Genomic DNA, 21,099 nt, shown 5'->3' with positions numbered 1-21,099 from the left:
TCCTTACTTCTCACATATGGCATGACTGTTCAGTAATGCCGACCATTGGCGAACGATCAAAGCTTTGCTGAATCGATCCGCATCATCCCACGCATGTATCGCATAGCGCACACGGCGTTCCTCATCGTCAATCAGCAGGTCGATGCGGCCGGCCATGTCGGCGATATCGCCGGGGGCAACCAGTTCACCGTTCACACCGTCGGTCACGATCTCGGCGGGGCCGGTTTCGCAGTCGAAGCTGACGATGGGCAGCTTGTGGGCCTTGGCCTCAAGCAGGACCATCGGCAGCCCCTCGAAACGGGAGGTCATGACGAACATGGCGGCCTTGCGGTAGTAGTCGGCCATATTGTCGACGCGGCCGGTGAGGATAAGCTGCTTGCCGAGATTCGCCTGAGTGATCTTCTGCTCGAGCATCGGCCGGTCTTCGCCTTCGCCGAGGATCAGCCACCGCCAGTCGGGATGCTGCGGCAGGACGCGCGCGGCGACGTCCACCAGCATGTCGAAGCCCTTCTGGTAGGTCAGACGGCCGGAGCTGATGATGGTGCGGGAGTCCACGTCGTACACCGGTTCGGGCGTGATCCGCTGCATCGGATTGGGGATGGCGATGACCGGGCACTTGGGATGCGTGTTGCACTCGTACAGCTTCCTGTCCGCTTCGGTGAGCGTGACGATGGCGTCGGCCTTGCGGGCGGCCCAACGACGGGTGAGCTTGCGGTAGGGCACACCGGGATTCTGGTGATAGTTGAAATGCTCCCAGGAGATGACCTTGACGCCGGTGGAACGCTTGAGCGGCAGCGAATACATGTCGAGAATGCCGTCGATGTCGACGAGGATATCGACGCGCTGTTCCTTGACGATGGTTTTCAAGCGCCTGACGGTATCGAAATAGTGCTGGATGCCGTGGGTTACGGTCGGGTAGACCGTGTGGCGGGTAACGCGCGAGTCGATTGGGAAGAACGGCTTCGGGTTCTCTTCAAACAGGCTGATGAAGCTGAGCTTCAAAGGTGGCTGAGTGTACGCTCCCCCAGTCAGACTATGGCTGACAGCCCGTTCTGCAATTCCGGACGCGCTACGCGCGGCATTGTCTGACTCGCTGTCGCTCGTTCCTCGCCTAAAAACACCTCCGGCGTTTTCTTTACGGCTCGGCCCAGCCGAGGGGGCCGAGGCTCCGCCAGCTTCCTGACTGCTTGTCTCAGGCAGCAAGGCTTCAGACACTAGGGCGTTGGCGAGCATGATCGAAACGTTTTCGGTGCCGCCGGAGCGGGTGATGTCGCCGGAGAAGAAGGCGACGTGCACAGACTGCCGAGGACTGGTCATCGGGCGCCTCCTTCCGTTACGGAATACTCTTCATCGGGAACCAGTTCGGGGACGAGATTGTGGCAATAGCCCTGCGTCGCGTTCTCGCGATGGATGATGCGGGCCGGATTGCCGACGACGATGCTGTGGTCGGGCACGTCAAAATTCACGTACGCGTTCGGCGCGATGAGCACATCGTTGCCGATATGGATGCCGCCGACCACGACCGCATTGGAACCGAACCACACGCGATTGCCGATCTGCGGCACGCCGGCGCGACGGCCGCGGTTCTCCTGTCCGATCACCACGCCGGGACTCAGGTTCACGTTGCTGCCGAGCCGGGCCTCGCCGTTCACGATTACCGTACCGCGATGGCCGATGAACAGTCCGGCATCGACATGAGCGCCGTATCCGATCTGGAAACCGGTCTTTTTGGACAGTCTCAGTAACCGGAATCGATACCACACGTGCAGCGGGCCAGTGCGATGAGCCAAGGCCTTGCGCAGCATTGTCGTGTACCGGAAACCTTCCTGGATCATGCGCGTTTTCAGCATGTCCTTGCGCGAGGATGCGGCGGCATAACGGAAGCAGTCGGAACGAATCAGCTCGATGACGTTCATGAGTCGAGTCCTTTCACGAGCAGACGCTCCTCTTGGGTGAGCGGCACTTTCTGGTACCGGTTGAGCACCAGCAGGTGCAGCACGGGGAACGTGGCGGCCTCATGCCGGGTCCACGAACCGAAATCCGGTTCGAAGATGAACGAGCCGAGCGCATAGCCGAGAAACACGCACAATGCGAGGAACAGCGTGGGATCGTTGATCCTGTTGATCTGGCGCAGCAGGTTCACCATGTATGCGGTCACCATGCACTGGAACGCGAAGAACGGCAGATAGTAGGCGCCGCGCATGGCCAGTTCGATCGGAATCATCATGCGGAACGCGTTGATGACGTAATTGACCATGAACAGCGGCAGACCGTCGCCGGGAATGAGGTTCAGAATCAGCGTCGCCGAATCGGCGCTGTCGCCGAACGCGATGTCGTACCCGGCGCGCAGATTCATGATCTGCTGGTATTCGTCCGGCATCATGCTCTGCGAGGCCACCATCATCGCGTAGATCACCGCGAACAGCAGCGCGACGATCACCAGCAGCGAGACGAATCCCAGCTGGCTGCGACTGCGGAAGAACATGAGAATCACGTATACGGCGAAGATCAGCGCGGCGATGAGTATGTAGTACGCGCGGAAAAACGTGCTCTCGTAATACAGCACGCCGCAGCTGAGCAGCATTTTGACCAGCGAATTATTGATCGGCAGCAACAGCACCGCGTACACGGCGAGGAAGAACGAAAACTGGATGATATCCTTGCCGATCGTAAAAATGTAGATGTTGAGCAGGCCGACGGTCGCGAGGATGAACAGCGACTGCAGAAAGTCAGGCGCGTCGGCTCGCAGGATCATCAGCACCACCAATGCGGTGAACACGATGCCCAAACAGATCGACCAATCGACCATGGTTCGCAGATCGGCGAAATTGATGCTGCGAAACAGGTTCGCGGCGATCTCGTAATTGCCGCCCCATGCACGATCGCCTGCGGTGCCGAGCATCATCATGAGCATACGGTTGTTGTCGTAGAAGTACTTTGGCGGCAGCACGTACGCCACCATGATCTTGGCGGCGATCATCACCGGCACGACGAGCGCGAGCAGCGTATTCTTGTTGCGCGTCTCGAGGGCGAGTTTGCGCCGGCGACGCTCCGTGCGAGTCATGCCGCGAATGGCGGCTGGGGTAACGAAGCTCATCGGCGGCTCGTTCCCGTATGGGCGGTCGAATGGACGCTTCCCCGTCCCGAACCGCGTTCCGCCGCGGAACCACGCTCCGCCTTGGCCAGTTCGTCCAGATAGAACCGCTGCAGCCACTCGGCATTGGCCGTGATGTCGAAACCGGTCTTGGTGACCAGTTCCGGACCGCGCCCGCGCTTGGCCGCGTACGCAGCACCATCACCGGTAGCGGTCGCATCGCCCCCGTAATACGATTCCGCCTGCGCGAGGATGCGCTTCGCCCACTCTTCGGGGGCAGCATCCAGCGCCACGACCTGCACGTTGCCGGTGACGTCGCACTGGACCGGCACGCGGTCGGAGATCGTGCACGGTAGACCGGCGGCCTGCGCTTCGATCATGGTGACGGGCAGTCCCTCGAACAGGCTGGGCAGCACGAACGCGTCCATGCCCTGCATGATGCGGTTCACGTCCGAGCGCACGCCGAGGAACCGGACCGCGTCGTCGAGACCAAGCGAGGAGACCTTCTCGCGCATGCGGTTCTTCAGTTCGTCGTTCAGTTCGCCGCCGCCGACCAGCCACAGTTCGCTGTTCGGGCGGATCCTGTGCAGCGCGGCGAAGATGTCGATGAGGAACTCGTGGTTCTTCTGAGGGAAGAACCTGCCGACATGGCCGAGCACAAACGTATCGGAGGCCGCTCCGAATTCGGCGCGCACTTTAGCGGCGACCGCCGGATCGTACCGGTAGAGCGACGTGTCGATGGCGTTGCGCTGCTGGATGACGCGACCGCGGTTCTTCGCGCCGAACAGCCAGTCGCCCGCCTCCTCGCCGCATGCGAACATGTGCGTCACGTAGCGCGGCAGGCGCAGGCGGAAGTATTCGCGGAACACGGACTTCACGTCGAAGCCGACGGGACGGTTGTGTGCGTGGGCGATGCGCACGGGCACGCCGAGCTTGGCCGCCTCGCGCAGACCGAAGTAGCTGCGCTCCTCGAGATTGGAGTGAACGATGCGATACTCGGGATGCGCTTTGAGGAACGCTCGGATCTCCTTCTTGTATCGGCCGAAGTACTGCGGGTACATCGGGCACATGCGGTACACGCGCCCGCCGAGCGCCTCGATCTCGTCCTCGTAGGCGGCCCGGTAGTCGCGGTTGACGAGGAAGTCGTAGGTGACCTTGCTGCGATCCATGTGGCGCAGGTAGTTCATCATCATGGTTTCGGCGCCGCCGCGGTCCATGACGGTGTCGAGCACGAGCACTCGGGTGGGGCTCTGGGCCGCGGAAGGCAAGGAAGACACGGGAGTCGGCGTCGCGGAGGAAGCCTCGGAAGAAGCCTCGGCGACGGCTGAGACGGCGGGATCGACAGCACCGGGCGTCCCCTCGGCCGGCTGGGCAGCACGCACCGGGTCGATGTGCAGCGTGGTTTCCGCGCGCACCACGGATCCGGCCGGAATGTCGCCGCTGATCACGCATCCGGCGCCGATCACGCAGTTGTCGCCGATGCGCGCGCCCTTGAGGATGGTCACGTTGGAGCCGATCCAGCAGTGCGAGCCGATATGCACCGGAGCGGTCGAATACCCCTGTTCCTTGATGGCGAGCGTCGGGTCGGCGAAACGGTGGTTGTGATCGTAGATGCGCACGTTTTCACCGAAGATCGTCTCGCTGCCGATGGTGATGGACTCCATCGCGTGCACGGCGCAGCCGTTGTTGAAGAACACATTGTCGCCGATCACGATGTCGCCGGTGCGTCCACCGTCCGCGCGGTCGCACGTGGCCTGGAAGCCCTTGCGCATGTGGAAGTTGCGCCCCCAGCGCATGTGCCGGCCGTACACGAGCTTGTACAGCGCCTTGAGCAGCAGGCCGGTGAAGTGGTACCAGAGCTTGAACAGGATCATCGCGGGTCCTTTCCGTCGTTCGCAGCATCAGCCTCATCCACAGCGTCGCCGTCAACGGCAACGCCGGCGCCGTCGTTCGCAGCGTCGCCGCCGTCGGCCGTGGTCTCCCCCAGATAATGCGCGCTGATCGTGTCCAGCATCCGGTCCACGGTGAATCGGTCGAGATACGTCTGCCGCACCTGCTGCTTCGGCAGCGGATGGTCGATCAGGTCGACCACCACGCCCGCGCCGATGTCGGGGTTGCCGACCGGGAACAGCATGCCGTTGACCATCGGCTGCACGATCTCGTCGTTGCCGGCCGTGTCGGTCGCGGCTATCTGCACGCCGGCGCGCAGCGCCTCGACCAGCGAATACGGCATGCCCTCGTACAGCGACGTGAGCAGGTACACGTCGAACGCGGCGACGATGTGCTCGGCGTCGGTGCGGTATCCGGCGAAATGCACGCGGTCGCTGATGCCGTGCGCCGCGCAGTAGCGTTTCATCTCGTCCTCGAACGGGCCGTCGCCCACGTACACGACGTGTGTGTCCGGGCGCAGCGCGATCACCCGGCGCACCACGCCGAGCGACGTCATCGGATCCTTCTGCTCGACCAGTCGCGCGGTCACGCCCACCACGGGCGCGCCGTCCGGAATCACGTCGGCCAGGCCCAGCGCCGCAAGCGCTTCGGCGCGTGACGGCACCGGCTCGTCGGCGATGCCGTTGTACACGACCTCGAACTTGTCCGGGCGGTCGACGTGCTTGGCGAGCGCGGCGTCCCGCTCCCCCGACGACACGTTGAACGTCGTGTCGGTGATGCGCCGGCTCATCCAGCGTTCCAGCGCCACGAACACCAAATGCTTGGATCCGCTGAATTCGGGCGCCTGGAACGAGTAGGCGTGCGGCGTGTAGAACACGCGTTTGACGCCGTAGAACCGGCCGCACATGGCCACGGCGGCGCGTCCGATCACGCCGGCCTTGGAGCTGTGGCAGTGGACCACGTCGGGGCGGAATTCGCGCATGACGCGCGCCACGGTCAGCACCGCCCGCATCTCGTGCTTCGGGCTGATGTCGCGCACGAGATCGGAGCACGGGATCATGCGCGCGTGCTTCGACATGCCGGGCAGTGCGGCGCGGTAGTAGTCGTCGATGCGCGACGTGCCGTAGATCACGGTCACGTCGAAGCGTTCCGGGTCGAGTCCGTTGACCAGATCGACCACGTGCCGTCCGCAGCCGCCCATGGCCTCCTGGATGAGCAGCACGCGCGTGCGGCCCGTGTCCCGGCTGGCGTCCCGGCCCGCACGACCAGTGTTTTGGCCCTTGCCCCGGCTCATGACTTGTCCTTGCCGAACGACGGCAGTTCGAGGCCCTTATGGCCCTTCCCCTTGCCGGAGTAGCTGTAATAGTAGTAGTAATCGTCGCCGCCCTTGCGCGCCTGCATCTGGTTGAACACCGAGCCGACCACGGTCACGTCGATCATGGCGAGTTCCTGCACGGCGTCCCTGAGCTGGCGCTTGATGGTGACGCCCTGGCTGGCGACGAGCAGCATGCGCGCGCCGTCCTTGGCGAAGACGGCGGCGTCGTTGGCGACTCGTAGCGGCGTGGTGTCGACGATGATGTGGTCGTACAGTCCGGAGACCTTGTCGAGCAGCGTCTTCATGGCGTTCGAGTTGATGAGGATGCTCGGATTGGTGGTCTGTTCGCCGGCGGGCAGGATGTGCAGGTTCGGCTTCCAGTACTGCTGGATGGCTTCGGACGAAGAGACCTGTCCGGTGAGCAGGTGGCTGAGGCCGACCGTGCCGTCGAGGCCGAGATGCTTGGCGACGGACGGCTTGCGCAGGTCGGTGTCGATGAGCAGCACTTTGGCGCCGTTTTCGGCGAGCGCGGCCGCGAGGTTGACGGCGATGGTGGTTTTGCCTTCGTTGGCGCCGCTGGAGGTGATGACGATCACGTTGGACCGGTTGGTGCGGTCGGGCGAGATGAATGCGAGGTTGAGCGCGAGACGGCGAATGCTTTCGGAGGCACTGCCGGAGGGGTTGGCGACCACGACGGGCTTGTCGGCGCGGAATTCGGGGTCCTTCATGACGGTGCCGAGCACGGGCGCGTCGGCGATGCGCTGCAGGTCGGCCATTTGGCGCAGGCGGTTGTCGAGCACGTCGATGGCCATGCCGACGCAGGCCGCGGCGACCAGCGCGATGAGCGCCATTTTGAACATGAACGACTTGACGTTGGGCGAGCTGGGCGCGCCGGGCGCAACGGCCTCCTTGACGACGGACAGGTTGAGGTAGCTGAGCACGTACGTTTTTTCGGAACTGTACGAATCGTCCGACAGCTGCGTCTTGAGGCTTTCGCCGACCGCGTTGGCGATGTCGGCGGCGCGCTGCGCGTCGGTGTCGTTAACGGCGATGTTCACGAAGTACGAGGACGACGTGCCGATGGTGATGCGCGAGGCGAGCGCGGTCGCGGTCGTGTCGAGCTTGAGCTGGTCGATGACCGGGTCGAGCACGGCCGGCGTGGTGACGAGCGTGGGCAGCGTGCCGAGCATGGAGGTCACGTAGTCGGATTCGGACTGGATTTGCGTGAAGCCGGGCGTGGGCGTGTCTTTGGAATCGCCGCTGCTCACGTTGTGGTTGAAGCTGGCGAACATCTGCGCGGTGGCCGTGTACTGGGGCGTCTGACGGCTGACGTAGACGAAGCCGCCGGCCAGTACGACGAGCAGCACCACAAGTTCCGCCGCGAGGTGCTTTTTCAGCGTTTGGAGGATGTCTGCGATGGTCACTTGCTGTTCCTTACTGTTGCGGGTTCCGTGTTGCATGTCGTTGATTCGTTGAAGGTCGTTGGGGCCGCCGGTGCCGGTGGCGCGGTTCGGATGGGTCGGTGCATGCCGTGCGATGCTGTGCGATGCGCTAGTACGCTCCCCGCTGCATGGCGACGGCCGATACGGTGCGCATCATGAGCACGATGTCGCCGACGATCGACCAGTTCTGCACGTAGGAGACGTCGAGACGCTCGCTTTCCTCGGCGCTCAGGTCGGAGCGCCCGGATACCTGCCATGGGCCGGTGATGCCGGGTTTGACGAGCATGCGCGTCGCGTAGATCTGGTTGTAGCGTTCGTGTTCTTCCGGCAGCGGCGGCCGCGGGCCGACGATGGACATGTCGCCGCGCAGGACGTTGATGAACTGGGGCAGTTCGTCGATGGAGAACCTGCGGATGAACTTGCCGACGGGGGTGATGCGCGGGTCGTCCTTCATTTTGAAGATGAACCGGCCTTCCTGGCCGCTTTCCTTGGCGAGCTGTGCCTTGAGCGCATCCGCGTTGACGACCATGGAGCGGAATTTGATCATGTTGAACGGCTCGCCGCGCAGGCCGACGCGCTTCTGGGTGTAGAAGACCGGGCCGCCGTCGGTGAGCTTGATGGCGATGGCCACCGGAACGGTGACGATGGCCGAGGCGGCGAGCGCCACGATGGAGAGCACCACGTCGAAGATGCGTTTGACGACGCGGGTGGGGACCGAGTATTGGGGCAGGCGCAGCGTGAGGATGGTGGTGTCCTGGATGGAGCGGATCTGCGTTTCATGGCCGGCGGCGTCCGCGGCGGAGGTGATGAGCGCGACCTCCATGCCCATCGATTCCACGCGTACGGAGAACGTGTTGAACGCGTCGGAGAAGCGGTGGAGCACGTCGCAGACCATCACGGTCTGCACGCCGGCTTCTGCGAGTTTGCCGGTGAACCGGGTGGACGCGTATTCGATGATGGCGACCGGGGTTCCGTCCGCGGCAAAGTCCGCCGCGTCGTACGAGCGGTCGGCTTCGATACGCTTGGCGCGTTCGTTCCAGCGGATGGGGCAGACGACGACGGGATGGTAGTTGAGCTGCTGTCGCTGCCCGAGGAAGCGCAGCGTGTCGCGAATGCCTTCGGGGGAGCCGACCACGGCGGTGGCGTAGGAGAACATGCCGCGTTCCCGCCGGCGCGCGATGATGGGTCTGAGCGCCATGCGTTCGACCATGGTGAGCACCACGCCAAACACCAGCGCGAGGTTGAGCCCGGTCAGGGCGAGGTCGATGTCGGTGACGAAGCTGAGCGCGCACTGGATGAACCAGCAGATGATGCCGGCCTTGAGGATCATGACGTTGACCTGATATCCGTCGCCCATGACGTGGCGGTGGTAGATGCCGGCGACAGACAGGCTGATCACCCACATGATGGCCGCGCACAGCACGCCGGCGACCATGGGGATCGACCAGTCCACGCGAGCAGCGCTCAGATCGCGCAGATCGCCGCGAATCATCTGCACCGCGACCACGGCAATCACGTACATCAGCGCGTCGGCGACCATGAACATGACATTGACCATGGATCGCCAGTACAGGGTGCGGGCGAGCCTCCGCTGGGCCGCGTCCATGAAGTCTTCGGCAATGCCGGACGCGTATCGAACCGGTTTGTCAGCAGCCACTTCGAGCACCTTCCTCTCCTAGTTACTGCACACCCCATACACCTCAAGAGGAAGGGGCCTATCCATGGTATCGGGAGCCCTACACGCGCGCGATAGCAGCGTGTCGTGACATAAACGCCGTATTGCCATCATTTTCAAAGAATTCTTTTGTGAAACGTGTCACGTTTTTATATTATTCAGCGAATACGTTCGCACACTTGCCTCACTCCGAAACAAGCGTCCGCGATGTGCGAAAGCGCCTCCACGACACGCGCCGCGATCGCACCGCCGCGCGTCCGCAATCGAACATCATCGGTGTATCGTTTGACCTATGACGACGATGAAGGAAATCGCGAAACAAACCGGCGTTTCGGTATCCACCGTGTCCCTCGTGCTCAACCATCGCGACGAGGGCCGCGTCAAATCTGAAATCGCCGCGACGATACGTGAGACGGCGACGAGGCTCGGCTACAAGTCCAACCCGCTCGCGCGTTCGCTGCGCACCGGCAAGACGCGCATCCTCGGCTTCGTCAGCGAGCAGATCGCCACCACGCCGTACGCGGGCGGCATCATTCTCGGCGCGCAGGACGCGGCCAGCGCGCTCGGCTACATGCTGCTCACCGTCAACACAGAGGGGCGCGCGAACGAGGACAGTGAGATCGCCGCGCTCAAACGCTACGGCGTGGACGGGTTCATGTACGCGAAGATGTCCAACCGGTACGCCGACGTGCCGGACGTGCTGCGCGACTATCCGCTCGTGCTCGTGGACGCGACCGATCGCGCCGGTGTCTATCCGAGCGTGGAACCGGACGAGTTCCGCATCGCATACGACGCAACGACGCGGCTTGTTCAGGCCGGCTGCGAACGCATCGCATACGTCGGCTGCGCGGAGAACATGATCGCACAGACTGGACGCGCGGAAGGATACCGCCGGGCGCTCGAGGACGCCGGACGCGCGTACGACGAGTCACTCGTGATCAGCGTGCTCAACAACGGGCCGGCGCTGCAGGCAGTGAGCGACCTGTTCGACCGGGAGCATCCGGACGGGTTCTTCTGCTTCAACGATGCGCGCGCATGGTACGTGTACGAATGCGCGGCCCGGCGCGGACTGACCGTGGGCCGCGACATTTCCGTGGTCGGCGTGGACAATCACCGCGTGTTCGCGGAGACGTTCTATCCGCAGCTGACGACGGTCGAGCTGCCGCATTACGAGATGGGCTACTGGGCGACGATGAAGCTCGTGTCGCTCATCGAAGACCGCGATCTTGCGGATGTCGCCCTGCCGAAGACCACCGCTCCCCTGCCGCCGCTGGACGCGCCGATTCCGGCGAAGATCCACTGCACGCTGATCGAAAAGGGGTCCGTGCGCGGCTGACCCCAGTGCCGGCCGACGACGTCCGCCAACCAAGCCGACACCGTCGGCACCATCGACCCGTATCAGACGCGCGCGCCGCGTCCATCGTCGTCACGCAATCCCGGCGGTCGGGATCGTCGTCGGCGCAACGTTGCATCTCTCTCGCAGCAATACGACACGCCGTACGTCAATCGATTGACGTAAATCGTTTGACGTTCTATCATTGTAAGTGTAGCGCACATGCACGAGCGGCACGGAAGCCCGCAAGCGCAAACCGCTACGGCAGTATCCAACAAACACGGTACGGCGACGGAGCGCGCGGCAGCGGGCCGTCTCGGGGGAAAGAGAAACAATGGCAGCACAAAACCGTGCATGGAGGAACCCCTCCTATCTGCAAAGCTCGTTCGGCATCTTCATGTTCTTCTGCTCGTGGGGCGTGTGGTGGTCGTTCTTCCGCATTTGGCTTGAATCGCTCAACCTGGGCGACACCGAAATCGGCTGGATCTACTCCATCAACTCCGTGGCGACCATGCTCATCATGTTCGCGTACGGCGCGATCCAGGACCAGCTCGGCATCAAGCGCAACCTCGTGATCGTCATCTCCGTCATCGCAGCGCTCGTCGGCCCGTTCGTCCAGTTCGTCTACCATCCGATGCTCATGGCCGGCGGCGCGGTGCGCTGGATCGGCGCGCTGATCGGCGCGATCGTGCTGTCATCCGGCTTCATGGCCGCCTGCTCGCTGCTCGAGGCCGTCACCGAGCGATACAGCCGCAAGTTCAACTTCGAATACGGCCAGTCGCGCGCGTGGGGCTCCTTCGGCTACGCGATCGTCGCCCTGTGCGCCGGCTTCATGTTCAACGTCAACCCGATGATCAACTTCTGGGTCGGCTCGATCTGCGGCCTCGCGATGCTCGGCATCTACGCGTTCTGGGTGCCCGTCGAGCAGAAGGCGGAACTCCAGAAGGCCGCCGACCCGCAGGCCGAGAAGTCCGGCCCGTCGTTCAAGGAAATGGTCGCCGTGCTCGGCATGCCGACCCTGTGGGTGCTCGTCGTATTCATGCTGTTCACCAACACCTTCTACGTCGTGTTCGACCAGCAGTTCTTCCCCGTCTACTACCGCAACCTGTTCGCCACGCCGGAAATCGGCCAGGCCACCTACGGCACGCTCAACGGCTTCCAGGTCTTCCTCGAATCCGCGATGATGGGCGTCGTGCCGATCATCATGCGCAAGATCGGCGTGCGCAACTCGCTGCTGCTCGGCGCGTTCGTCATGTTCGCCCGCATCGGTCTGTGCGGCGTGTTCCACGACCCGGTCATGGTCTCCATCGTCAAGCTGTTCCACTCCATCGAAGTGCCGCTGTTCTGCCTGCCGGCGTTCCGCTACTTCACGCTGCACTTCGACACCAAGCTGTCGGCCACGCTGTACATGGTCGGCTTCCAGATCGCATCGCAGGTCGGCCAGATCGTCTTCTCCGCGCCGCTGGGCTGGTTCCACGGTCAGATGAAGACGCTGCTGCCGAACAACGACATGGGCTCGCGCGTCACCTTCTGGCTGATCTCGCTGATCGTGCTCGCGGCGCTCATCTACGGCTTCTTCGTCATCAAGAAGGACGATCAGGATGTCGGCGGCGACCCGTTCCACACCGACCGCCAGCTGCGCGCGATGGCCGCGGCCAAGGCCTGACACCGACGGCGCGCCGCACACAAGACTTGGCGTCCGGGCTTTTTCCCCCTTCTAGCCCGGACGCCATCACAGGCGGCGAATCCCGCGTCCCCTTGTCGGCTCGGCCCGCGCCATAACCCGGACCCGGCCGGCGGGACTCGCCGCCTTCCCCAAACCCAACAAAAACCACCTACAATCCAAATCAGCGGCCTTCCCGGCTTCGACCGGAACCGCCGCACACAAGGAAAGGACACTCAACGATGAGCGCATTCGAACCCACCCTCACCCCGATCCGCGACCACGACGCCGAACTCGCCAAGGCGAACGCCAGCCTCGCCAAGCTGGCCGAAACCCGCAACGACCGCTGGTACCCGAAGTTCCACATCGCCTCGCAGGCCGGCTGGATCAACGACCCGAACGGCCTGAGCTACTACAAGGGCCGCTGGCACGTCTTCTACCAGTTGCACCCGTACAGCGCCCAGTGGGGCCCGATGCACTGGGGTCACGTCTCCTCCGACGACATGGTCACGTGGCGCCGCGAACCGGTCGCCTTCGCCCCGAGCCTCGAACAGGAGAAGGACGGCGTGTTCTCCGGCTCCGCGGTGATCGGCGACGACGGCAAGCTGAAGTTCTACTACACGGGCCACCGCTGGTGGAACGGCAAGGACAACACGGGCGGCGACTGGCAGGTGCAGATGCTCGCCGAGCCGGACGACGACAACCTGACGCACGAGACCAAGCGCGGCATGCTCATCGACTGCCCGACCGACAAGGTCGACCATCACTTCCGCGATCCGAAGGTGTGGAAGACCGCCGGCAAGTGGTGGATGACGTTCGGCGTGAGCTCGGCCGACAAGCGCGGTCAGATGTGGCTGTACGAGTCCGACGACATGGTCGAGTGGACGTTCAAGACCGTGCTGTTCGAGCACCCGGATCCGAACGTGTTCATGCTCGAATGCCCGGACTTCTTCCCGATCCGCGACACCGAGGGCAACGAGAAGTGGGTCATCGGCTTCTCCGCGATGGGCGCCAAGAAGCGCGGCTTCGAAATCCACAGCACGTCGGCCGCCGGCTACATGATCGGCTCGTGGACGCCGGGCGAAGCGTTCGTGCCGGAATCCGAGTTCCGCCTGTGGGACTGCGGACACAACTTCTACGCGCCGCAGTCGTTCAACACGGTGCCTGGCGACACCGATGAGGTCGCGGGCACGGGCCGTCAGATCATGTACGGCTGGATGAGCCCGTTCATCGAGCCGGTCCCGATGCAAGACGACGGTTGGTGCGGCCAGCTCACGCTCCCCCGCGAGATCACGCTCGGTTCGCGCTGCGGCGACATTCACACCGCACCGGTCGCGGAGGTCGAAGGCCTGCGCGAGGACACGATCGATTTCGGCGCGGTCGAACTGCCGCAGGACGGCGAGAAGGTGCTGCTGGACGACGCCGAGGCCGTGGAGATCGAGATGACGATCGACCTGGACGCGTCGACCGCGGAGCGTGCGGGCCTGCGCGTGCATGCGACCGGCGACGGCGCGTACACGGCGATCGGATTCGACGAGCAGATCGGCCGCGTGGTGCTTGACCGCGGCGCGATGCGCAATGGCGACCGCGGTTATCGCGCGGCCCCGCTCGACGCGGACGAGCTGACCGGCAAGCTGGAGCTGCGCGTGTTCGTGGACCGCGGTTCGGTCGAGGTGTACGTGAACCACGGCCATCAGGTGCTGAGCTCCTACTCCTATGCCTCTGAAGGCCCGCGCGCGGTCAAGCTGGTCGCCGAGTCCGGGTCGCTGAAGGTGGACGCTCTCAAGATCCACCACCTCAAGTCCATTGGGCTGGAGTAGTCTCCCCGCTCAGTTCTGGTTCCCGGGATTTCCTGCGAAAAATCCCGGGAACTGGAGCGTGTTCATATGAACATGTCAAAGGCCGGAATCACGCCAATGTGGTTCCGGCCTTTGTTCGTTATTGTGAGGTTTTCAGTTCCCGGGATTGTCAGCCCAAATCCCGGGAACCAGAAAACTTGCAACCTTTACCACTTTATCGGGTTGAGACTGCCACATTTCTTTTCTCGGCTCCCCTTGTCAGGGGAGCTGTCACGAAGTGACTGAGGGGTAGTCAGAACCCGTCGCGTTAAAAGCCACGCAACCCCTACTTGGTCACTCCTCCGAACCGCCGGTCGCGGTGGATATAGTGATCAATGGACCGCCACAGCACCTCGCGCCCGCAGTCGGGGAACAGCTCGGGCACGAAGTCAAGCTCGGCGTAGGCGGCCTGCCACGGCAGGAAGTTGCTGGTCCGCTGCTCGCCGGACGTGCGGATCACCAGATCGCAGTCGGGCACGTCGGGCAGATAGAGATGATCGGCGATCATCTTCTCGGTCACGCGGTCGCCGGAGATGCGCCCGTCGCGCACCTCTCGCGCGATCGCCGCGCACGCGTCCGCGATTTCGGCGCGTCCGCCGTAGTTGATGCAAAACACCACGTCGATGACCTTGTTGTTCTTGGTGCGCTCCTGCGCGACCTCCAGCTCGTCGATGACCGACTTCCACAGCTTCGGCCGGCGGCCCGACCAGCGCACGCGCACGCCCCACTCGTCCATCTGCGCGACGCGGCGGTGGATGATCTCACGCGAGAAGCCCATCAGGAAGCGCACTTCCTGCGGGCTGCGCTTCCAGTTCTCGGTCGAGAACGTGTACAGCGACAGGTAGCGCACGCCCGCCTCGATCGCGCCGGCGATCGTGTCGAACACCACCGGTTCGGCGGCCTGATGCCCGTTGGTGCGGATCATGCCGCGCTGCTTGGCCCACCGGCCGTTGCCGTCCATGATCACGCCCACATGGCGGGGTACCTTGTTCTTCGGAAAATCGGGGATGATGGACGGATCGGAAAAGGGCGCCGCCGGAATGTCAAGCGACGTGTAGTCGACGTTCTCAAAAGCCATACCCGCTAATCTAGCAAGCGCAGCGAACGAATCGGCCGTTCCATGTAGTACTCGCTCCACTCCTCCACCAGCCGTCGCGTGGCCGGCAGCAGCGCACCGTCGGTAGGCCCGTCCAGCACGCTCCAATCGCCGCGCACGAGCGCCGTGAACTGGCGCAGCACAGTCGGTTCGACCCGGTATGCGTCGGGCGTGTGGTCGCGTTCGCACATCACACCGCCGGACGCGACCGACATCCACGCGGGAGTGCCGACCGGTTCCCCGCACACGACGCACGAGACGAGCCGTGGCGACCAGCCGGCGAGCGCGAGCGCACGCATCACGTACGAGTCGCCGATCGTCTGCGGCGCGTGCGCGTGTTTGGCGAGCGCGTTGAGCGCGCCGATGAGCAGCCGGTACTGTGCCGGCACGCGTTCGTGTTCGGTAGGCACGAGCCGGTCGATGGTTTCGACGATGACGTTGGCGGCCACGTACGCGTCGTAGTCGGCGGCGATGGGCGCGGCGTAGGCGGCGACCGATTCGGCTTGGGAGACGACGTCGAGCGAGCGTCCGACGGCGACGAGCACGTCGACGCGCATGAACGGTTCGAGCCGTGCGCCGAAGCGCGACTTGACCTTGCGCGCGCCTTTGGCGACGGCGCGGATTTTGCCGTTGGAGCGCGTGAGCATGGTGATGATGCGGTCGGCCTCGCCGAGTTTGGCGGTGCGCAGGACGACGGCTTCGTCGCGGTACAGCGGCATGCGGATGGCTCCTTTCCGACTTGTCTCGTCTTGATTGCGTCCGTTCTGTCTCTTGTCTGTCTCTTGCTTGGTTCCGTAGGATTTCTCGACTCGGCTTCGCCTCGCTCGAAATGACATATTGCAGTGGCCCGCACTCAGTAGACGAACAGTCCCCAGAATGCGAAGAACAGCAGCACGGTCAGCATGGTCGCCGCGGTGATCCAGAACAGCACGCGTCCGAGCCGCGTGGAGGCGAGCACCGGTTCGCGCCCGCTGACCACGGCGCGGATTGAGCCGGCCCGCGGCGGCCATTGCAGAATGCCGCGCGAGGCGGCCACTTCGATGAGCCGTGCGAACACGCCGCTCCACGCCCACACGACGAGCGTACACACGATCTGGATGACCGGCCAGCTCCAGCGCATGATGCCCGGATCGTCGGCGGGCGCGCTGCCCCAGGCGAGCCGCACCACGCCCATGACGACCTGTCCGAGTCCGGCGGCGAACAGGAGCAGCGTCGCCAGCGTTGTCAGGGTGAGGGTGAGCAGCGCGTTGCCGAATCCGTGCGCGAAGCCGAGCGCGTTGCGCCGGCGTCGGCGGCCCAGCCGCGCGCGCAGCGTGACGGTTGCGGCCGCGATCGTCGTGATCAGGTCGACGAACAGCATGATGATCATCGACGCGTGCAGGATCAGCCCGTATACGGTCATGCCGCGGCGCGCGGTCAGGTCGTCGGGTACGGCGATCGACTGGTAGAGCGAGTCGCCGGCGACGCGTTCGCTGGTTTGTGCAAGTCCCACGACGGTGCCCGCGGCCCAGTCGGTCAGGTCGCGCGTGTAGTCGTCGGCAAACGGCGTGCCGGGTTCCTCGTCGCTGCCGAGCCGCATGACATGGTTCGCAATCGGATAGGCGCGCACGGTCACATTCGTGTTGCCGGCCCGCCGCGCAAGGTCGAAGATCGTTTCGGTGCCTTCGACCTGTGCGGTCATCACGTCCTTGGACCCGTAGGCGACGAACGTGGGGATGGAGTAGGCGGCCGCGTTCGGCACGTCGGGAAGGTCGAAGTTGGTCAGGCCGATCACGGTCGCGTCCGCGCTGAACACACGCCGGACGATCGACTGATAGCCATCGTTCGCACCGACGAGCGCGAAGTCCTGCGCGGCGAGGAATCCGAGCGAATGCCGCGGCGTGTACACCATCGGGCTGAGCAGGATCTGGAACGCGATGTCGGGGTCGAGTTTCAGCAGATACGAGGAGATCCACGTCGATTCGCTGGTCGCGTAGATGCCGACGTGCGCGGAGTCCACGTTGTTCAGCCCGCGCAGCAGTTCGACGACCTGGTCGTATGCGGCGGCGGACGCGGGATAGTCGCGCGTCACGTCGTTCGTGGACCAGATCGGCTTGTCGATCACGGCCGTGACGAATCCGGCCGACGCCATTGCGGTCGCGACGTCGCCGAACGAGTCGTCGGGCGTGCCGCCGTGGCCAGCTCCGTGCATGAAGACGACGCCGGGCAGATTGTCGAGCGACGATTGCGCGGTCGTCCCGGACTGCGAGTCGTTCGCACCGTCGCCGCCGTCCGCATCATTGCCGCCCGTCGCCTGCTGCGGTTCGCGGATGAGCACGCGGATGCGCTGTTTCTCGCCGGTCGCGGGCCGCGTGGCCGTGACGTACATGGTACGTTCGGTCACGTCGTAGTCGCCGACCTGATGCAGCGTGACGTGGCGCGGATTGTCGAACGTGACGGCGGTGTCGGCGGACAGCGATGCGATGGTCTGCCCGGTCGGCTCGTTGTTCCACGATACGGTCGTCGCGTTGGACACGTAGACGAGGATGCCGAGCAGGATCACGAAAATCGGCACGCGCAGCATGAGCCTGCGCCCGATGCCCAACGATTGCGCCGGCTGCGTCGACTCCCCCGTCTTCTCCCGCTGCGTCACGCGTTCCATCCCTGCATCTAATGCCTAACCCTGTTGTTCGTTCGATGCCATCAATGCTGGCGGAGCCTCGACGTCCTGCAATTATAGACAGCCTTCGGCTGACTGTGTTGCTGGCTCGCTACCGCTCGCTCCTCGCCTGCAAACGCCTCCGGCGTTTGCTTGACGGCTCGGCCTGGCTGAGGGAGCTGTCAGCCGTAGGCTGACTGAGGGAGCGTCATGGCACATCGTGCCAAATAAGACAGCACCGCGCATAGCGCGGTACCGCTCCTACCGGTTCGGATGCTGGATCGGCACGACGACCGGTCCGGTGGAGCCGGCCGGCACCTGGCCGTCCGCTTCCATCTGCGCGGCGATGTCGTTGGCGATCGTAAGCAGCGTCTCGACGATCTGGTCCTCGGGCACGGTTTTGACGACCTTGCCCTTGATGAAGATCTGGCCCTTGCCGTTGCCGGACGCCACGCCGAGATCGGCCTCGCGCGCCTCGCCCGGTCCGTTGACAATGCAGCCCATGACGGCCACGCGGATCGGCGCGGTGATGTTCTTCAGCCCTTCGGTCACGGCGGAGGCGAGCTGGATCACGTCCACCTGCGCGCGGCCGCAGCTCGGGCAGGAGATGATGTCGAACTTGCGCGGGCGCAGTCCCATGTATTCGAGCAGCTTGCAGCCGACCTTCACCTCTTCGACCGGCGGCGCGGAGAGGGACACACGGATCGTGTCGCCGATGCCCTCGGCCAGGAGCGCGCCGAACGCGAGGCACGACTTGATGGTGCCCTGCCATGCCGGTCCGGCCTCGGTGACGCCGAGGTGCAGCGGCCAGTCGCCCTTCGATGCGAGCAGGCGGTAGGTCTGCACCATGGTGATCACGTCGTGGTGCTTGACGGAGATCTTGAAGTCGTGGAAGCCGACGTCCTCGAACATGCGGGCTTCCTTGAGCGCGGACGCGACCAGCGCCTCCGGCGTCGGCCCGCCGTACTTGGCGTACAGGTCCTTGTCGAGCGAGCCGGCGTTCACGCCGATACGCAGGCTGATGCCCGCGTCCGTAGCCGCCTTGCAGATGTCCGGGCCGACCTGGTCGAACTTGCGGATGTTGCCCGGGTTGACGCGCACGGCCGCGCAGCCCGCGTCGATGGCCTGGAATACGTACTTGGACTGGAAGTGGATGTCGGCAATGACCGGGATCGGTGACTTGCGCACGATTTCCGGCAGCGCGTCCGCGTCGTCCTGGCTCGGCACGGCAACGCGCACGATGTCGCAGCCGGCGGCGGTCAGTTCGGCGATCTGCTGGAGCGTGGCGGGCACGTTCGCGGTGAGCGTGTTGGTCATCGACTGCACGCTGATGGGCGCTCCCCCGCCGACCGGCACGGGGCCGACCATGATGCGGCGCGACTTGCGGCGCGGATGCAGCGGCGATTCGCTGGTCAGTTCGACCGGATCGCCGGTTTTGCGGAACGGTTTCTCGGCGGTGTTCAAGCTCATGCCTTTCTCTTCGCTCGGCCTGTGTCAGCCGAGGAACCTCATACGACAACATGTCCACATAACGAAGGGGTAGCCAAAACCCGGACGACCGGTGTGACTACCCCTCGGTCTCGCTGTGCGAGCCAGCTCCCCTGCTGCATGCACGGCAAAGCGCGGCAGGCGGAACCACAAGAAGCCGTTTACCTGTTTATCAGATCGTCCGCGCGGCGGCGGGCTTCCAGCTCGACTTGGCTCATTTCCTCCACGGATGCGAACAGCGGCGCGCCGCGCAGTTCGGCGTCCATCTCGTCAAGCACCTCCTTGACCGTGTCGACGATGCCGAGATACGGCAGTCGGTGTTCGAGGAACGCGTGCACGGCCTGCTCGTTGGCGGCGTTGAGCACCGCCGTGTGCTTCTCCGAGGCAGCAAGGCAGTGGCGGGCGAGCGACACGGCGGGGAACGCCTCGTCGTCGAGCGGCTCGAACGTCCATTGCGCAGCCTTGGTCCAGTCGCAGGCGGCCGCGACGTCGCCGAGACGGTCCGGCGCGGACAGTCCGAGCGCGATCGGCAGGCGCATGTCCGGCGGCGACGCCTGGCAGATCGTCGCGCCGTCTCGGAATTCGACCATCGAATGCACGATGGACTGCGGGTGCACAGTCACGTCGATACGCTCCGGCGGAATGTCGAACAGACGGCTCGCCTCGATGACCTCAAGGCCCTTGTTCATGAGCGTGGACGAGTTGATCGTGACAACCGGACCCATGTGCCACGTCGGATGGTTGAGCGCCTGTTCGGGCGTGATGCCGGTCATATCGGCTCGCTTCCACCCGCGGAACGGTCCGCCGGACGCGGTGACGACCAGCTTGCTAACCTCGGCGTGCGTGCCGGCGCGCAGCGACTGCCAGATCGCGGAATGCTCGGAGTCGACCGGGTTGATCTGATCGTCGCGCGTCTGAGCGCCGAACAGCAGGTGGCCGCCGGCCACGACGGACTCCTTGTTGGCGAGCGCCAGCTGGGAGCCGGCCTTGAGCGCGGCGATGGACGGTTCGAGGCCGATGGAGCCGGTGATGCCGTTGAGCACAACCGTGGCGCCGCTACCGGCCAGTTCGATGATGGCTTCGGGACCGGCCTGAATGGTGGTGTCGCGCGCGCCGGCCGCGTCGAGTGCCTCGCGCAACGGCTGGGCGGCCGTCTTGTCATACACGGCGACCTGCGGCACGTGGAACTGCGCCGCCTGCCGGGCGAGCAGGTCGACGTGCGCACCGCCCGCTGCCAGGCCGGTGACGACGAAGCGTTCGGGGTGGCGCGCGATGACGTCGAGTCCCTGCGTGCCGATGGATCCGGTGGATCCGAGGATGACGACTGTCTTGAGCTGGTTCACTGCGCCTTCTTCTTCGGCTGGTCGTCGCCGTACAGCGACGGGAAGGACAGATCCGGGATTTCCACGTCGATGTTCTCTTCGATCTGCGGGAACAGCGTGTGCAGTCCGGCGTCGTGCTGGGTCGTGGTTGCAGGCTGCACGACTGGCGGCTGGACCGGAGTCTGCGGCTGCTGCGGCTGGGCGGCCGGGGCTGCCGGAGCCTGCTGCACGACGGGCGCAGCGTATGCTGCGGACGGCGCGGGCACGGACTCGCGGTTGACGGCGGGAGCCTCGGTCGCGGCGGA

15 protein-coding genes and 1 pseudogene are annotated in these 21,099 nt (G+C 64.4%); 3 read left to right on the top strand and 13 right to left on the bottom strand.

The genetic code is table 11. The features are described from left to right. Positions 1-3 precede the first annotated feature (3 nt). From BBIA_RS04405 to BBIA_RS04375, 7 genes are all read right to left on the bottom strand, one after another. Positions 4-1,296, bottom strand: coding sequence for a glycosyltransferase family 4 protein (locus BBIA_RS04405; RefSeq protein WP_241512777.1), 1,293 nt, complete (start codon positions 1,294-1,296; stop codon positions 4-6). Positions 1,297-1,313: 17 nt separating this feature from the next. Continuing rightward, a complete protein-coding gene (locus tag BBIA_RS04400) occupies positions 1,314-1,916 on the bottom strand; it encodes a serine acetyltransferase (protein ID WP_051923776.1) in 603 nt (200 codons plus the stop codon). After that, the gene (locus BBIA_RS04395; RefSeq protein ID WP_152600503.1) at positions 1,913-3,097 is read right to left on the bottom strand and encodes a hypothetical protein; all 1,185 of its coding nucleotides are present in this window, start codon (positions 3,095-3,097) and stop codon (positions 1,913-1,915) included. The genes BBIA_RS04400 and BBIA_RS04395 overlap by 4 nt, the downstream gene beginning before the upstream one ends. Then, the gene (locus tag BBIA_RS14800) at positions 3,094-4,968 is read right to left on the bottom strand and encodes a glycosyltransferase (protein WP_238548437.1); all 1,875 of its coding nucleotides are present in this window, start codon (positions 4,966-4,968) and stop codon (positions 3,094-3,096) included. Before BBIA_RS14800 ends, BBIA_RS04395 begins: the two co-directional genes overlap by 4 nt. Beyond that, positions 4,965-6,278, bottom strand: coding sequence for a glycosyltransferase (locus BBIA_RS04385; RefSeq protein ID WP_081891999.1), 1,314 nt, complete (start codon positions 6,276-6,278; stop codon positions 4,965-4,967). Before BBIA_RS04385 ends, BBIA_RS14800 begins: the two co-directional genes overlap by 4 nt. Then, complete coding sequence (locus BBIA_RS04380; RefSeq protein ID WP_051923775.1) at positions 6,275-7,723, bottom strand: tyrosine-protein kinase domain-containing protein; 1,449 nt, start codon at positions 7,721-7,723, stop codon at positions 6,275-6,277. Before BBIA_RS04380 ends, BBIA_RS04385 begins: the two co-directional genes overlap by 4 nt. A 127-nt stretch (positions 7,724-7,850) precedes the next feature. Further along, positions 7,851-9,398, bottom strand: a complete 1,548-nt coding sequence (locus BBIA_RS04375; protein ID WP_238548436.1) for a sugar transferase — start codon at positions 9,396-9,398, stop codon at positions 7,851-7,853. Between the two features lie 310 nt (positions 9,399-9,708). Here BBIA_RS04375 and BBIA_RS04370 point away from each other — a divergent pair, with 310 nt between their 5' ends. The 3 genes from BBIA_RS04370 (at position 9,709) to BBIA_RS04360 (ending at position 14,232) form a co-directional block, all read left to right on the top strand. Next, positions 9,709-10,752 (top strand): LacI family DNA-binding transcriptional regulator, encoded by a 1,044-nt coding sequence (locus tag BBIA_RS04370; RefSeq protein WP_033493131.1) that lies wholly within the window; start codon positions 9,709-9,711, stop codon positions 10,750-10,752. A gap of 331 nt (positions 10,753-11,083) precedes the next feature. Further along, positions 11,084-12,415, top strand: a complete 1,332-nt coding sequence (locus tag BBIA_RS04365; RefSeq protein WP_033493129.1) for an MFS transporter — start codon at positions 11,084-11,086, stop codon at positions 12,413-12,415. A gap of 239 nt (positions 12,416-12,654) precedes the next feature. Continuing rightward, entirely contained in the window at positions 12,655-14,232 is a 1,578-nt protein-coding gene (locus tag BBIA_RS04360) for a glycoside hydrolase family 32 protein (RefSeq protein WP_033493127.1), read from the top strand. A 304-nt stretch (positions 14,233-14,536) separates the two neighbouring features. Here the strand turns inward: BBIA_RS04360 and BBIA_RS04355 are convergent, their stop codons facing one another. The 6 genes and pseudogenes from BBIA_RS04355 to BBIA_RS14395 form a co-directional block, all read right to left on the bottom strand. Continuing rightward, entirely contained in the window at positions 14,537-15,328 is a 792-nt protein-coding gene (locus BBIA_RS04355; RefSeq protein ID WP_033493125.1) for an isoprenyl transferase, read from the bottom strand. Positions 15,329-15,333: 5 nt separating this feature from the next. Then, positions 15,334-16,065 (bottom strand): DNA repair protein RecO, encoded by a 732-nt coding sequence (recO, locus tag BBIA_RS04350; protein ID WP_033493123.1) that lies wholly within the window; start codon positions 16,063-16,065, stop codon positions 15,334-15,336. 134 nt (positions 16,066-16,199) lie between these two features. Then, on the bottom strand, positions 16,200-17,909 hold the full coding sequence (locus tag BBIA_RS04345; protein ID WP_033493245.1) for an alpha/beta hydrolase family protein: 1,710 nt from the start codon (positions 17,907-17,909) through the stop codon (positions 16,200-16,202). 336 nt (positions 17,910-18,245) lie between these two features. After that, positions 18,246-19,454 carry a flavodoxin-dependent (E)-4-hydroxy-3-methylbut-2-enyl-diphosphate synthase gene (gene ispG / locus BBIA_RS04340; RefSeq protein WP_033493121.1) on the bottom strand — a complete coding sequence of 403 codons (1,209 nt, stop codon included), beginning with the start codon at positions 19,452-19,454 and terminating at the stop codon, positions 18,246-18,248. 179 nt (positions 19,455-19,633) lie between these two features. After that, positions 19,634-20,815: a 1-deoxy-D-xylulose-5-phosphate reductoisomerase gene (gene dxr / locus BBIA_RS04335; protein ID WP_033493119.1), complete on the bottom strand. Its 1,182-nt coding sequence runs from the start codon at positions 20,813-20,815 to the stop codon at positions 19,634-19,636. Next, a pseudogene (locus BBIA_RS14395) lies at positions 20,812-21,099 on the bottom strand (hypothetical protein); the annotation flags it as partial. The gene dxr and the pseudogene BBIA_RS14395, both read right to left, overlap by 4 nt.

The sequence above is a fragment of the Bifidobacterium biavatii DSM 23969 genome, assembly GCF_000741165.1.
Lineage (GTDB): Bacteria > Actinomycetota > Actinomycetes > Actinomycetales > Bifidobacteriaceae > Bifidobacterium > Bifidobacterium biavatii.
The sequence above is the reverse complement of the archived record's forward strand: the minus strand, read 5'-3'. Positions and strand labels throughout refer to the sequence as shown.